General features: G+C 38.2%; 11 protein-coding genes, 1 tRNA gene and 2 pseudogenes. 7 read left to right on the top strand and 7 right to left on the bottom strand.

The genetic code is table 11. From position 1 onward, the window contains the following. Positions 1–11 precede the first annotated feature (11 nt). Together RAHAQ2_RS26205 and RAHAQ2_RS25970 are read right to left on the bottom strand one after the other, a co-directional pair. A pseudogene (locus RAHAQ2_RS26205) lies at positions 12–475 on the bottom strand (DUF2857 domain-containing protein); the annotation flags it as partial. 64 nt (positions 476–539) lie between these two features. Further along, positions 540–694, bottom strand: a pseudogene (locus RAHAQ2_RS25970) (AlpA family phage regulatory protein); the annotation flags it as partial. Positions 695–1,273: 579 nt separating this feature from the next. Here RAHAQ2_RS25970 and RAHAQ2_RS12885 point away from each other — a divergent pair. Next, positions 1,274–1,960 (top strand): autoinducer binding domain-containing protein, encoded by a 687-nt coding sequence (locus RAHAQ2_RS12885; RefSeq protein ID WP_015697657.1) that lies wholly within the window; start codon positions 1,274–1,276, stop codon positions 1,958–1,960. Here RAHAQ2_RS12885 and RAHAQ2_RS12880 read toward each other — a convergent pair. Next, positions 1,953–2,534 (bottom strand): acyl-homoserine-lactone synthase, encoded by a 582-nt coding sequence (locus RAHAQ2_RS12880; protein WP_015697656.1) that lies wholly within the window; start codon positions 2,532–2,534, stop codon positions 1,953–1,955. The genes RAHAQ2_RS12885 and RAHAQ2_RS12880 overlap by 8 nt on opposite strands. 322 nt (positions 2,535–2,856) lie before the next feature. On the opposite strand from RAHAQ2_RS12880, the gene RAHAQ2_RS12875 reads away from it, so the two are divergent. From RAHAQ2_RS12875 to RAHAQ2_RS12850, 6 genes are read left to right on the top strand one after another with little or no spacing between them, the layout of a single operon-like run. After that, entirely contained in the window at positions 2,857–4,260 is a 1,404-nt protein-coding gene (locus tag RAHAQ2_RS12875) for a DUF6002 family protein (RefSeq protein WP_129990859.1), read from the top strand. A 31-nt stretch (positions 4,261–4,291) separates the two neighbouring features. Then, positions 4,292–5,224, top strand: a complete 933-nt coding sequence (locus RAHAQ2_RS12870; RefSeq protein WP_015697654.1) for an ATP-grasp fold amidoligase family protein — start codon at positions 4,292–4,294, stop codon at positions 5,222–5,224. 42 nt (positions 5,225–5,266) lie between these two features. Beyond that, a complete protein-coding gene (locus RAHAQ2_RS12865; protein WP_015697653.1) occupies positions 5,267–6,739 on the top strand; it encodes a Gfo/Idh/MocA family oxidoreductase in 1,473 nt (490 codons plus the stop codon). Positions 6,740–6,758: 19 nt separating this feature from the next. Further along, a complete protein-coding gene (locus RAHAQ2_RS12860) occupies positions 6,759–7,670 on the top strand; it encodes a glycosyltransferase family 2 protein (protein ID WP_015697652.1) in 912 nt (303 codons plus the stop codon). A 17-nt stretch (positions 7,671–7,687) separates the two neighbouring features. Further along, entirely contained in the window at positions 7,688–9,451 is a 1,764-nt protein-coding gene (locus tag RAHAQ2_RS12855; RefSeq protein WP_015697651.1) for an ABCB family ABC transporter ATP-binding protein/permease, read from the top strand. A gap of 60 nt (positions 9,452–9,511) precedes the next feature. Beyond that, complete coding sequence (locus tag RAHAQ2_RS12850) at positions 9,512–10,606, top strand: acyltransferase family protein (RefSeq protein WP_015697650.1); 1,095 nt, start codon at positions 9,512–9,514, stop codon at positions 10,604–10,606. A 637-nt stretch (positions 10,607–11,243) separates the two neighbouring features. On the opposite strand, the gene RAHAQ2_RS12845 is transcribed toward RAHAQ2_RS12850, so the two are convergent. The 4 genes from RAHAQ2_RS12845 to RAHAQ2_RS12830 all read right to left on the bottom strand — a co-directional run bounded on the left by RAHAQ2_RS12845 (position 11,244) and on the right by RAHAQ2_RS12830 (position 15,441). Then, a complete protein-coding gene (locus tag RAHAQ2_RS12845; RefSeq protein WP_015697649.1) occupies positions 11,244–12,512 on the bottom strand; it encodes a tyrosine-type recombinase/integrase in 1,269 nt (422 codons plus the stop codon). 161 nt (positions 12,513–12,673) lie between these two features. Then, a tRNA-Asn gene (locus RAHAQ2_RS12840) sits at positions 12,674–12,749 on the bottom strand. Between the two features lie 143 nt (positions 12,750–12,892). Further along, positions 12,893–13,669 carry a DgsA anti-repressor MtfA gene (mtfA, locus tag RAHAQ2_RS12835; RefSeq protein WP_015697648.1) on the bottom strand — a complete coding sequence of 259 codons (777 nt, stop codon included), beginning with the start codon at positions 13,667–13,669 and terminating at the stop codon, positions 12,893–12,895. A 248-nt stretch (positions 13,670–13,917) separates the two neighbouring features. After that, positions 13,918–15,441: an EAL domain-containing protein gene (locus RAHAQ2_RS12830; RefSeq protein WP_015697647.1), complete on the bottom strand. Its 1,524-nt coding sequence runs from the start codon at positions 15,439–15,441 to the stop codon at positions 13,918–13,920. Positions 15,442–15,556 lie beyond the last annotated feature (115 nt).

Genomic DNA, 15,556 nt, shown 5'->3' with positions numbered 1-15,556 from the left:
TCAGTCAGCGTTGTAATACCGTTCCAGATGACAGTGAGCGAGGATTACCGGGCTGTATGAACAATATCACGGTGACCTGCATCATAGCGTTTAGTGCATCGGCTGTTTCGAGATTAGCCAATTGGCATTTTTGCCATTTGGGCATCAGTCTCTTCATCTGGGATGGGTATCAAACCTAAGGGATGGCGACATCAAGCAACCGGCGAAGTAGGCTGACCTCATTGGATGTGAGACCAAAATAGCGATTCAGCAGAGCAATCGCCCCCCAGCCGAATGACGTGATTGATTTTCCGCTGCTGCAGAACTCTTCATGTGGTTTTGCCAGGATAAGGAGCAATGCATCGTGATGAACCATCACAGCCAAAAACTGCTGATGATAAACAACAGCTCACTAAAGTGACAGTTGATTGAGGGCATTCATTTCCTCACAAGTGAATTCGAGCGGTTCACAGTGAAAGAAATTGCCATCATTCAATACATGCGGAACATCGGTTTATACGGTGTAATTAATTGATGGAAAATTGTTGCGTTTTCTCCCTTCAGCCTATTTGGCAGCGGACCAATTTAATATTGATCCATTCGTCAATTTCCGATTCGAGCGAGGTCACGCTACCGGGCCAATCTTGATTGAACGGGGAAACATACCGTCATTCATATGCAGGCAGATTTGTGAACATTTTCGGCCAGTTTTTCTTTAACCTGTTCCAGATGTATTGATGGAAGTGATGCAACGTTATTGTCCTTTGACGGGAGTAGAAATTGCTTGGGAATAATACGACTCCATAGAGGAAGAGGGCGGAGCATAATTAGAATGATACGTTTTAGGGACATAATCCCTAATATAAACTTTTGGCAGAGATGGTTTATCGCATTTTACCTTGAAGGATGGGATGTGCCACGTTCGAGCACAGTTTTCTAATGCATAACCATAGTTTTATCATAAATTTTTTACTAAAATGAGTCTATCCGCAGCTCTGTAAGGTTTTATCACAGAAGTAAGATGAAGGACAAACATCCAAACACAGCAGGTATGATATTCATAATGTGTAATTTTATTAAAAATAATTACAAATAGTATCTTCATATGGCACCAGGGAGTGACCAAACTTAGCGAAATTTTTGGGGAATGCACATAAAGAGCTAAAGGCCAAGCTTTTAGGTAAGAACATTTACATGAAATATTATGAAATAATTTATAATTAAAAGTAATTGAAAGCTCTGAGAATGTTAGTTAGTTATTAGTGATCATACTGATAACTTGAGGTGCGATCATATGAAAGGTGAATCTTACTATAAGGATGTAAATATAGAATCTCATGACAATGAAAGCTTTTTAGTTCACTTAATGAAAGAGGGAATGAAGGACAGTGGCATAGAGTCCTACGCATATCTCCGTATAAATAAAAACAACAATAGCATTAAATTAATATCAAGCTACCCCACAGAATGGTTGGAGATATATTTAAAAAATAAATATTATGAATTGGACCCAGTCGTGAAAAAGGCAAAATATAAAATCACTCCTTTCTTATGGAATAAAGAGGGTAATGAAAACGACAATATATTCGAACAGTCTGAAAAATATGAAATATCAAGCGGAGTATGCTTTGTTGCGCATCGTAGTGAAAGTGTGTTTTCTATCTTGAGTATATGTAACTACAATGATAGTAGGGATTTTCTTATAGATATGAGAAAAAAAGAAGAAAAAATTCAAATGTTACTTTTGAAATGCTTTGAAGAGGATATCGCAGGCGAAATTAATTCGAAAATAAAACTCACACTTAGGGAACATGAAATATTAGGGTGGTTAGGGTTAGGTAAGACGTATAATGAGACCTCATTGATATGCGGCATAAGTGAAAGGACAGTTAGGTTTCATTTGGTTAATATACTAAAAAAACTTGATGCAAATAACACTAAGTATGCCCTAAAAAAAGCCGCCCTTTATGGCCTTATTTAACTGAAGGGATGAAGTATTTACAAGGGTCTATTGATGCGTTTACTTTTATTTTTTTACAAGTGTCTAATGATATAGGAAGACTTACTAAGTAAGCAGTTTTATCATCTATGATGCATTCTTCAATAATTTCATGTGTCCATCCATATTTGTTTAATAATTTATTCATTCCGCTGCCTACTATTGCCATGATTGAACTATGTCCCTTTGTGATGCAATATTCAATCATGGAAGAAAATAATATTTGGCAAATTGGCTCCTTGCTGCTAGTTAAGTTTTTCCGTACAAAAAAACGAGTGGCCTCAATAGTTGAGTCACTTTTGCTTGAGAAATAATTATTGAATGAACCTGTAAGAAGATGAGGGTGCTTAGTTTCAATTAATCTAACGCTAGCTATGATATTATAATTGCTAAAAATTATAATATAGGTTGCATTTTCGTTATCATATTGATCATATTCTTTCCCATTATTGACAATAACGTCCCAATTTAACCGTTTTGAAAAAACTTCACATCTGCACTTGAAAAAAAAGTCATTTTTAATTAGATCATTGATGGTACATAGCTCTATATTCATATCTGTTCCTTAAGTTTGAACGTACTCATCTTTTAATGAAAAGTGATAAATAATCAACCTGTCAATTCTGACAGGTTGATTATTTATCAAACACAAATGATATTTAGATTATAAAAAGTAGACGTATTATATATTCTCTATTTTCCGATAATGAAAATGGTGACAAAGTTGAGCATTCCTGATCTTGAAATAAGTAATAGTCTTATGAACAAGACACTTGAGAACGCTTCAGAAATTTTTCGACAAGATACAATAAATGGTTCTATTAGCGATTTATTTACTAGTTATTTACCATGTGATTATAAAGTTTGGGGGTAATGTGATGAGCAACAATAAACTGCAACGTAATCCGTATTCTTTAGATGTAAAAAAGTCTGGGACTTTAAATAATTCATTAGCATTCTATTATAATGAAATAAAAGAAATTTTACTCAAAGGTGAATATGAATTTCGTCAAACTGTCCAAAACGATGATTTTAATCCTGGTTATGAACTGCCTCCACTCGATGACAGGATGGTAAACTTTCTTAATTGTAGTGATGTTTCATGGACAGAGATTGATGAATATAAAAATGTAAATATAACAATTCTAAATATGACAAAAAACAAAGAAACTCAGACAACCAAAATTTTTGCTTCTTTGATTATGGTGGCTAGAGTTGTTGCATATATCAACCGTAGTGGTAAGGGTGTAACAATAATAACACCATCCTCCGCAAATAAAGCAATGGCATTACGAGAAGCTGTATTAAGAGCCATAAGTTTTAAATTGGTAAATCCAGATAAAATAAATATAGTGAGTGTTATTCCGGCCAACTCAATAAAAAAATTAAGGGCGTCAGGTTTAAACGATGACATATATCTAAATAAATCAAATCCAGTTTTAATATTTGACGGAAAAAAAACCGTAAAAGAGTTAGTTAATGACTTCAATAAAAGGTATGGAGCGGAGATCTCTGCTTCGGGTAGAAACATCTGGTTCACACTTACTGTTGAGAATTATATCTATGCAGATTCATTAAGAGCCATGATCGAGATGGATTTCATAAAATATTTCCCTGAAAGGATTCAGGCTCATGCTGTATCAAGTGCTTATGGCTTATTGGGGCATAATTATGGAATTAAATGGTTAGAAAATAAAATACAAAGGGATTTAAAAGAAAAATATTTTTTAGTCCAACATTTGTATAATCCTGATATGGTACTTGATCTATATTACGACTCTTTTTCAAGAGAAAACGTGCCAGAATATAGTCAAGAGAGTGATTGTTTATATTATCAAAATAAAACACCATACTTTCCTTATGTAACAAGCGATACACAAGAAATGCTCGATACAACTTTCTATAGTTTGAGACCTACTACATCTAAACAAATGAAGGAAATTATTCGGAATAACGGAGGCGGCGGTATCGTCGTTTCAGAGCAAGAGTGTTTATTGCGGCACAAAGAAATAAAAAAACTATTAGAATCAACGAGTGTAGACATAATCCTACCGGAGTCATTTTATGATATTTATGAACGGTCATTTAGCATGGTATTTACAGGAGTGTTAAATGCTATTGATCGAGGGTTGATAAAAAAATATGAAAGTGTCTTGCTACACGCGACAGGTTTATATTGCAAAGGTGATTATAGATGTTTGGATCTTGAAACTGAGATTATTAATGTGTGTTCTATAGAAGATATAAATAAAGTTGTAACACAAACTTTTTCACATGGCTGATTGAAAACATTTTTAATTTTTAGGAGTTGAAATGAATAATTTTGACAGAAGGTTATCTCTTGCACAAAATGATTTTCGTGGGATACATGATGTAGTAGAGAGGAAAAGAGCTATAGCTAAAAGTCTTTTCCCAGATGAAAATATTGATATATCTTTATCTAAAATGGAATATAGAATTGATAACAAAAGAGATTTGGATTTGTGCAATCCTAAAGACATATCCTCCAAGTTGCATTGGCTTAAGATTAATTTTAGGGAAAGTCATATTGGCGATTATGTCGACAAATATAAAGCTAGAGAGATCGTAAAAAACAAAGTCGGTGAAAAATATCTTCCAAAGTGTTACTGGGTTGGTGATGACCTATCCAAAGTAAATAGAAATGCTTTGCCAAAAAAATTCGTTTTAAAAGCAAATCATTCATGGAATAAAAATATATTCTGTTTCAACAAAGATACTTTTAACTGGAGCGAGTCAAGAAATGAATCCTCAGAATGGTTGCAAGATGATCATTACTTAATGCATGGAGAATGGGCGTATTCTCAAATCAAAAAACCATTGTTAATTATTGAGGAATTATTAGAAGTTGATGGCGATATACCTGATGATTATAAAGTTTACTGTTTTAATGGCGAACCAAAGTTGGTGAAATACGATTCAGGTAGAAATGATATTAGAGTGCAAATGCATCTGGATATTAATTGGAATCCCTTGCCATTTCATAACCCTAATTATGCGCCAGTTACTAGCCCCGTTTTGAAACCTAAAAATTTTAATGAAATGTTGTCTATCGCAAAAACACTTAGTGAAGGTTTTCCTTTCTTGAGGGTGGATTTATATAATATCCACGGGAGAGTATATTTCGGCGAATTTACATTGTATCCATGTGGCGGAAATCTTAGGTTCGAACCGGATGAGTGGAACTATTTTGTTGGAGATTTATTGGACTTGGGATGTTTTCAATAAACGGTAATTTCCCATGATATTATTTACACATGTGAGGAAAGTATGAAAGGTCATTTAATAATTATTGGGTTTGGTCCAGTGTCAGGATATAAATACACAAGATTTATTAAGCTGGCAGTTGAAGGGGAACACATTGATGGTTATACCATAATTGATAAGGAATCTAAAAAAGACGTTGTAATGAATAGACTGGAAAGCGTCTCTATTCAACCGTTAGATATTATATTTATTCCGGATGTTTTTTTGCAAGACAGTATTTCAGATGGGATTGGATGGTTAAATGATTATTTTTTAAAAACAAGTTGTAAATATAAAGGTTTATTAAAAGTTGTGATCGCTACGGAAGCCCAAGCACACGAAGAGTACTTAAAATATTGTATAAAAATGGGATTTGACACGTTATGCACTAAACCATTGATCTTGCCAATGAAAGATGGTCTCTTTGCACCTGAAAAATTGGTGGAAAAGGTCCATGAGCTAATTGAACTTGCAGGTGAAAATGCTCACCGGCATAGCTTAATATGCTTAGGGCGGCATCATGAAATTTATGATAAAAAAATACGTAATTATATTATGTTCATGATGAATAGACTACGTGTTCCTATTACTTCAATTCATTTAAAAACTGCTTCTGGAGTATGGAATTTACCCTACGAATACTCGCTAAGAGAGGACCATCCTTATAAGTTTGGATATGGGATGCTCATGCATGGCTCATATCATTACATTGACATATTTGCACGTTTCTTATTGATGAATAAAAATCTATTTCCAAATAAAGATATGCTATTAGAAATTACGGGATTTAGCACCTTTCCCTCAGACCAGAATATAAGAATACCCAATTCCGTAACATCAAGACTGACTGATTATATTACTGACTTTGAACACCTTGAAGAAAATTATGTTTATGGAGAAAATGATGTCGTTATGGTTTGTTCACTAAAATTAAAGGAAACTAATCAAGTAATATGCTTAGGAACATTATCTCTTGAACAAACAACTCCAGGCATGCGTAGCTGGGGCCCATTTCCTGAAGTCCCATACAATATAAATGGGAGATTACACTGTACAGACCTTGATGTTCGCTTGGCAACAGTATTCTCAGCTAATGCTAATGTTGTCAAAACGCCTATTGGCGCCCGTGTTAATAAACAAGATTTAAGAGGAAAAAATATTGGGCATGTAACGGTTCGTTCTAATGCGGATATTGCAGGTACACAAGAATTTTTCAGGGAAGAAAAAATTGTTAAGCCTTACGGGAAATCATTTTCCTACTGCTCTGAATCTGAAATATTTCTGCGATGGATCAAGGGAGAGAAAACATATAGTGATATTGCTTCACATCTTCCAACAATTACTTTGCTTGAAGGATTATCAAAGGCAGTTAAAAATAATGGTGAGAAAATAAAAATTGAATTTAACTTTGATTTTCCAGAATGGCCTGAGGTTGTAAATGATGACGAATTTACATTCCAGGATATTGAAAATAATAATTTTTTCGGTGAGAAATGATTATAAGGTAGGAGAGTCTATGAATAGCAAGAATAATATGATTTCAATTGTTGTGCCCTGTTTCAATTCTGGTTTTTTCTTGGCGGAATGTATTGCCTCAATTTTAGCATCAAAAATAAAATGTCTTGTTGAGGTTATAATTGTTGATGATGGATCCACTGATGATATTACTTTAGATCTATTAGGGAAATTTATGTCGTTAGATAATGTCATTGTTGAGAGATTACCTCATAATCATGGTGTACAGTATGCTAGGAATATTGGTATAGTAAAATCTAATGGTAATTTTTTAATGACGCTGGATTCTGATGATAAGCTACATAATAATATTGATGGAGGCTCTTATATTGATGAGGCTATAAATGTATTGGAAAATGATTTCGACGTGGCTTTTGTGCATTGTTATTCTGAAATGTTTGGAGAATACTCAGGAATGACAATTTCTTCCTATCCATTAAATGAGGATTTGATCGTATCAAAACATCATGTTCCTACTTCTATAATCTATAGAAAATCTGATTTAGATACAGGTGACAATTATCTTCTCGGTTTACAAAAATGGCAAGACTGGTCATTTGGTGTTAAGATTTTAGCAAACAGATGGGCTAATAATTTATTCAATAAAATCTATGCTATTACTCGGCCTCACCATCAATATAGAGTGCATTTTGAATGGGCTAGAATTTCTTATTCAAATGTTAATGAATACGAAATGACTTTGATGACTATAATAGATAGTATAAGGTATTTTCAGTCTCTTATGGGTAGCGAGTCAGCAGAGCATATTGCTAAAACTGTACTTGCTATGAAACCTTTGAAGGTAAATGAATTGTGTCATATTGCTAATCATGATGTTGTACTTGCTTACAAGATCATTCATGAGCGTAAGTTCAGATTGGAATCTTCTAATGTTGATAATCGAATCCCTTAATTAATCAGAGTGCATTTATGAATAAAAAGCAAAATCATTTTAAACGTTTTTTTTGGGATTATCTTTGGCCCCAAGGAAATATGAAAATAAAATTATTGGTTTTATCCTCCCTTGTTTTGTTAATACTTACAAAAGTTTTTTCTGCTGGTGTTCCTTATGGTTATAAACTTTTGGTCGATAGGTTGAATATATCGCCAATATCTATAAATATTGTCTATCTCTTGCTTATTTCATATTGTTTGTTAAGGTTGGTATCATCGTTTACTGAAACATTAAGAGATATACTATTTGTCCGAGTAAACCAGCATGCATCAAAAGCAGTATCCTTGAAAATGTTCAAGCAATTACATGATCTTAGCTTAAGATTTCATCTTTCTAGGCAAACTGGTGGCGTAGCTTTAGCTTTAGAAAGAGGAAAACAAGGTGCATCGAAAATACTCTCACAATTATTGTTTTCACTAGTCCCTGTGTTGTTTGAAATAGGATTCATTTCGTACATATTATGGACGCTATTCAATATTGAGTTCGCTTTGTTGACTCTATTAATGGCTGTGGTTTATATATTATACACAGTTATTTTAGTTATGCGGCGTACAAAACTTAGAAAAGAATTAAATGACTCAAATTATGATTCAAACTTTAAGTCTATCGATAGTTTATTGAATTATGAAACAGTAAAATACTTCGGTAATGAAATGCATGAGTTTGAACGGTATAATAATTCGTTATTGAGATATGAAAAAGCCGCGATAAAAAACCAAGTAACATTTTCTTACTTAAGCCTTGGACAAGCTTTAATAATAACTACTGGTTTATTTTTCATGATGCATTTAGCTATACAAGGTATCCAAGAAGGCCATATGACGATTGGTGACTTTGTTCTTGTTAATACTTATCTTTTGCAGATTTATCAACCATTAAATACATTTGGTCTCATGTATCGTGAAATAAAACAAGCATTACTAGATATGGATAATATGTTTGATATTTTGGATGTAGATAAAGAAATAACAGATGAAAGTTCAGCTAAAACCTTAGAGGTTAATGACGGTAATTTATTCTTTGATAATGTTAGTTTTAGCTATGATAAAGTTAGGCCTGTATTGAAAAATATCTCTTTCGTTATACCGGCGAGTAAACGTCTGGCGATAGTTGGGCATACTGGAAGTGGTAAGTCCACTATATCAAGGTTGTTATTTAGGTTTTATGATTGTTCGGAAGGTGAAATCAGAATAGATGGCCAAGATATTAAAAAGGTTACTCAGAGAAGCCTTAGGAAATGTCTTGGGATCGTTCCTCAGGATACTGTGCTTTTTAATGATACTATCTATTACAATATAGCCTATGGAAATCCTAGCGCCTCAGAAGAAAAAATTTTCCATGCTGCAAAAATGGCAAAGATCCATGATTTTATAATTTCTTTGCCAGATTCTTATAATTCTCAAGTTGGTGAGAGAGGGTTAAAATTATCCGGTGGGGAAAAACAAAGGATTGCAATAGCTAGAATGCTATTAAAAGACCCTGCTATATTAATATTTGACGAGGCTACTAGCGCACTTGATACTAAAACAGAGCAAGAAATCCAAAGTAATTTGCTTGATGTTAGCATAGGCAAAACAACCTTAATAATTGCACATAGGTTGTCTACAATTATTGAATGTGATGAAATAATTGTGCTGAACCATGGATGTATTATAGAAAAGGGTACACATGAAAAATTATTAGAACTTAACGGAGTTTATGCAGATATGTGGAAAAGGCAAAGTGGGGACAGTTTGTGAATATAACTAATACTGAATTAAAATAGTCTCAATTATCTTTTTAGTTAGAAGGGGCTGCTAATGTTGATTGAAAACAATAAAAATACAATTTACTCTGTGCAAGCTCTTAGAGGCTTATCGGCTCTTTTTATAATGTTTTATCATTTCAGATGGTCTCTAAATACCGTTAGTTCTAATCTTGGGGAGATCCTTTTTTGGTGGATGTCAATTAGTGTGGATTTATTTTTTATTATCAGTGGGTTTGTAATAGCAATAACAACAAAGCATATGGAAAGCAATATTTGTAATTTTAAATCCTATTGTAATAAGAGAATTAAGAGAATTTTCCCCGCTTATTATGGGTTGCTAATCATTACTTTTTCTTTAAATTTCTTTATGACAGGAGTCATAGATAATATCCCTTTGAAAGATTATGTCAGTGCGTTTTTTTTTATGCCGGTTGATAGTGGTAACCCTCCTTTTTATTTAAGTGATGATGGGATATATGGAATAAGGTGGACATTAAATTATGAAATATACTTCTATATTATAATTGGTTGTTTTATTTTGATTAAAAACGATTGGAAATTAATAATGGCATATTTTTTCGTTACTGTTTCACTTTTCCCTTTTTTTATGGGCTATGATTTTACGTTTTCTAAGAAAGGTATTGACTCGTGTTTTCCATATTTAAATCTAGTGACAAACCCTATTATTTATGTTTTTTTATTAGGCTATATTTTGGGTGTTCACTATGAAAGAGTGATGAAAATTCACAAGATTATAAGGGTAATTTTCCTAATAATGTCTTGTTTTGTTTTTTATTGGGGAGTATTTAGGTTACACATGATTCGATTCGATTTATCATCGTCTGGTTGGTTACTAGGTATACTATTTTACGGCATAGTTATTAATGAAGGCTGGATTAAAGTTCTAATTCCACCATGGTTATTATATGTAGGTGAGAGCTCATTATCATTATATTTAATACATACTTTATTTAATCATTCTTTTCGATGGATCCTTGATGGGACATTTATACACAATAAATTCATCAGCTTCGGTTTATGTTGTGCACTATCAATATTCTTTGCAATGTTAAGCTTTAGATTTATTGAAAAGCCATTTTATTACAAAAAGAAGACTATGGCTACAAGAGATAATACGCGAGTGTAATTTTTGCATTCTGCGATTTTTGCATTTTTTCAAATGAAAAAACACAGTTCAAGATTTCAACTGATTTTGTATGTTTGCTTTCATATACACTAATAATTATTCAATGAAATTAAGATAAGAATAAACATACTAATGCTCCGTCTATTTTTTGTTTAACGGCGGCCTTTCTTTGTTTATTCAGGGGGATAGTAATAAAAGGATCCTGCTATCTCCATATTCTGGCACTAATCAACATAATTTAGTACCGACTGCTGCTAACGATGCATTGCCATGACGTGGCGATAAGGAAGTTTGCATCTCAGATTTAACTCTTCCAGACAACAAATCCGGTGAGTTTTCTTGTGGTTAATCTGCAAGTCTTCACGACGTAGCTGAAGGTGAATGCACGAACAGTCCTAGCAGTCCGGGTGTAAGTATCTAGATAATAGATTACCTGCTCCCCATTATCTAACAAACCATAGTATTAGGCTTGCTCCTCGTGAGCCTGACCCTGTATGTGATCCATTCATAATCGGGAATAACCGGCTTCTGAAGATGCTCATAAACGGCTTAACAATTTCTCCGAATTAAAGCTAGAAATATGCCGTACCAGTACAGACTGATACGGCTTTTTTTGAGGTTTATTTTGTCAGAAGGGTTATCCCATTGTGTAACTGATTTCCTTCCCACAAATATAAGGTGGGGCATACGCTTTCCGGCACATATCCAGATAATCCGACCACCACTGCATCATCGCTTTACGGGCATCGAGATATTCTGCTTTATGGATGTAAGCCGCTCGAACGCTGTTACGCTCCTGGTGACTCATCTGCCGTTCAACCGCATCCTGCGCCCATAGGCCAGACTCCATCAGGGCACTACATGCCATTGCCCGAAATCCGTGGCCGCAGATTTCATCTTTTGTGTCATAGCCCATCAGGCGTAGCGCCTTATTGACCGTGTTTTCGCACATCGGTTTATACGGATTATGATCGCCGGGGAATATAAGTTCCTGATGTCCGGATATTTCCCATATCTGTTTCAGGATGGTTATGGCCTGACGAGAGAGTGGAACGATATGTGGAGTACGCATTTTTGCGCCACGCCCAGAGTAGCGGACACCGGGGATGGAGTCGCGAGTGGCAGGAATGGTCCAGATTCTATTTTTGAAATCGATCTCAGACCAACGGGCGAAACGCAGTTCGCTGGAGCGGATGAAAAGGTGCAGGGTGAGCAATACGGCCAGGCGGGTTAACTCTCGTCCTTGCTGGTAGTCCCTAATGCGAATCAACAGTTCCGGCAGTCGCTCCAGCGGAAGGGCAGGGTAGTGGCGTTTAATGGGAGGGGCGATGATACCGTCCAGATTTGCTGCCGGATTGTGCTCTGTCAACTCCTGATGCACAGCATGACGCATGATGTTGTACATATGCTGCCGGGTACGTGCTGCGACTTCCAGCAGACCTTTTTTCTCAATGCTTTTCAGCAGGTCGATAAAGTGACGAGGTTTCAGTTCAGCTACCGGCAAGTGTCCAATCACAGGAAATATATGATTGTCCATGCTGGCAAGCAGACGGGAGGCGTGGTTCTCAGACCATGTTCGGTTGCTGTTATGCCACTCCAGTGCCACATGTTTGAAGGTTTTTTCTGGTGTGGAAGGGGTTCTTTCAGCGGATCGCTGTTGTGCTGGGTTTATATTCTGCGCCAGCAATTTACGGATACCGTCACGCTGTTGACGAGCATCAGCCAGAGAGACATCAGGATAGGCACCCAAGCCGAGACGGGATTCTTTTCTATTGATACGATATTTGAGATACCAGAGACGTGAACCGCCTGGATTAACTAAAAGGTACAGGCCATGAGAATCAGAAACTTTAAAGGGTTTTGGGGATGGTTTTAAGTTGCGGATTTTTGAGTCGTTAAGAGACATTTGGGGGTCACTCCGTCATCGAACCAACATGACCCCAAATCTGACCACCAAATTCTCCCGATGCGGAGGGAAAACTAAAAATGCATCGGGAAGATTTTTCACACTAACTTGTTGAATCTAAATCGTATAAAGATTCGTGAAGATGCATGAAAACATAAATTTGGCTCCTCTGACTGGACTCGAACCAGTGACATACGGATTAACAGTCCGCCGTTCTACCGACTGAACTACAGAGGAATCGTGTGAACGGGGCGCATAATATCCAGAGGGCTGCGGAGTGTCAACGCTAAATTTGCCAAAAACGTGCGACTGCTCAGCAACTAATCAATGCAGCCACAAAAGGGCACTTTAGCGCGAAAAAATGTCCGTCAAAACGGGATTTAACAATCGCAACGCTGGCCGCGACGTTGCCTTGCCAGCGGGTCCTGTTGATAAAAACGGGTGAAATGGCCGTATACCAGCGGAAAACGTTCTGAAAGTAATTCTGGCGCACTAAAGAAATATTCCGACAGTACAGCAAAACATTCGGCGGCATCGGTTGCAGCGTAGGCGTCCATGCTGGCAGCTTCTTCACCCACAGTGTCAATTTCATCCTGCAGATTTTGCATCGCGGCTTGTAAATCGTGTTCCCATGACACCACTTCGCGCAGCGGAATGGGCGGAATACCACTGACTTCACCGCCGTTGCGCATATCCAGCTTATGCGCCGCTTCGTGGATAATCAGGTTAAAACCGGAGTTGTCGAAGGAGTCCTCAATGTCCTGCCAGTTGAGAACAATCGGCCCCTGATCCCAGCTTTGGCCGGCGTGAATTTGTGAACCGGCATGCACCAGCCCGTTTTCATCCTGCCAGGGAGAATCAACCACGAACGGGGAAGGGTAAAGCAGGATCTCGTGGAAACCGTCGAGCCAGGCGGCGCCCAGTTCCATTACCGGCAGCGCAAACAGCAGCGCGATACGCGCCTGCATCAGCTCCGTCAGCTCAACGCCTTGCAGCGGAACCAGCCGTTTTTGTTGCAGCAACTGGCTGGCGACCTGAATCAGACGGAGTTTCTCATCTTCGTTCAGGCAAGATAAAAGTGGGATATTCAGCGCCTCATTCCATGCGCCTGATTTCTCAATTTTCAGTTCATTTGCTTTCCACGGCCACTTAATCATCATCTTGCTCGCAAAGTGATCATTCTGATTGTCAGCAGGGTTCTCCGCCAGAGTACTCCAATACAAGTAACTTCAACAAGTTAGCTTATTTATCAGACGGATTCTGTATGGATGTTACACATCGACGGTTTTTTAGCAAAAAGAGTACGCATCTTATAAGACGTAGCTCACGTTATTAGTCTAGTCACAGAGCCACAAATGTGCCCGCCGCGTGACGAGGATAACGTCCGTCACTGAGAGTATGAACGTCAGAGCCATTTCCCGATAAAATCGCCGGGCGGTACGGGCTTGCCGAAAAAGTAGCCTTGCAGGAATTCCAGCCGGTACGGCGCGAGGTAATTCACCTGCGTCTGGGTTTCAATTCCTTCCGCCACGATGATCATTTGCAGACGTTTGGCAAGATCAATCACGTTATCAACGATGTGTCCGGCCAGCGCGTCGGTGCCAATCCGGCCAATGAAACTCTGGTCGATTTTCAGAATATCGATGTGGAATTTTTGCAGGTACGCCAGGCTGGAATGTCCGGTGCCAAAGTCATCCATCGCGATTAACACTCCCATCTGTCGCAATGTGCGGAACAGGCTATAGGTGATGTCGCTCGGTTCGATTAATTCACGTTCAGTCAGTTCGAGTACCAGATTAATCGGGTTCTCGCTGAAAGCATCAATAAAGGCTTTGCAGTCTTCCGCCAGTGAGAGGTCTTTGAAATGGCTGGCGCAGATATTGAAACCGAAATGGAAATTTTTAGGCAACTGCGACGCCAGCGGAGCGAACTGTTCACGCACCTGCGCCATGATGAGGCGCGTCATGGGCACAATCAGTCCGCTCTCTTCAGCCAGCGGAATAAACTGATAAGGCGGGATCAGACCTGATTGCGGATGCTGCCAGCGCATCAGCACTTCAGCACCCGTCAGCTCATGGGTGGTGCCATCCACCACCGGCTGTAAATAAGGGATGAACTGTTTTTTCTCCAGCGCCTCTTTAAGCACAGCCCTCGGGCCGCCGACGCGACCGAGCAGAATATAGGTCATGAAAGCCATAAACAGGCTGAGCAGCGGGAATAACACCAGGCTGAGAGTGGCGTAATCAAAGACATAACGCCAGTGGTCGCTTTGCCGGATGACTAAACGAATCGCGTAAGGATAGTGCTGAGAAGTCAGCTCCATGCGCTCGCCGTCCGGCCAGCTTTCACCACTGTGAATTTTGCCATGGCTGTCCATCCACTGGTCGCCTACCTGCAGGATCAGATAAGCATGTGTGCTGAGCAATGAAAGAATATTATGCAGAAAATAGCCATCGACACCGACCAGAACGCCGCTGCCGTTGACATCATAACGATACGCAATAAGCGGATGATCGGGTGTGATGCTGTTGCCGCTTATCAGCATCAGCCTTCCACCCACATATTTATCGGTCGAGATAGTGTCAGATCGCGGGCCGAACAAGGAAGCGCAGTAAATCGTATTCTGGCGATAAAGATTGACAGTACGAACATTGGGCACCTTCGCCACCTGCCAGCGCAGCGCTTGCACGGTTCTGGCATCGCAGGGCACACCAATCAAATTTTCAACGGCGCTGCTCGCAATGGCAGCATTGTCCAGCGTCATATCCACCAGCCTCACCGACTGTTGCAGATTTGCGCCGGTATCACGCCGTAATCCCTGGGAAGTTTGCCACGAGATTGCCAGTGTTCCGAGTGCAGCGACAACAATGAATGCGAGCAGTGAAAGGCATATCCGGACGTAGCGTCGGTTTAACCAGTTTAAAGCCAAGGGTAACCACCAGTGAGAGCCTGTGAGCGACGATTCGCCCCGTCAATATAACCTATAATGGTGTTATCCACTGCCACAAGAGAAATAAGAAGGTCAATCTGACACTCACATAATC

This window comes from Rahnella aquatilis CIP 78.65 = ATCC 33071, from assembly GCF_000241955.1.
GTDB lineage: Bacteria > Pseudomonadota > Gammaproteobacteria > Enterobacterales > Enterobacteriaceae > Rahnella > Rahnella aquatilis.
Note: the sequence above shows the minus strand (reverse complement) of the source record. Positions and strands in the feature narration are given on the sequence as shown.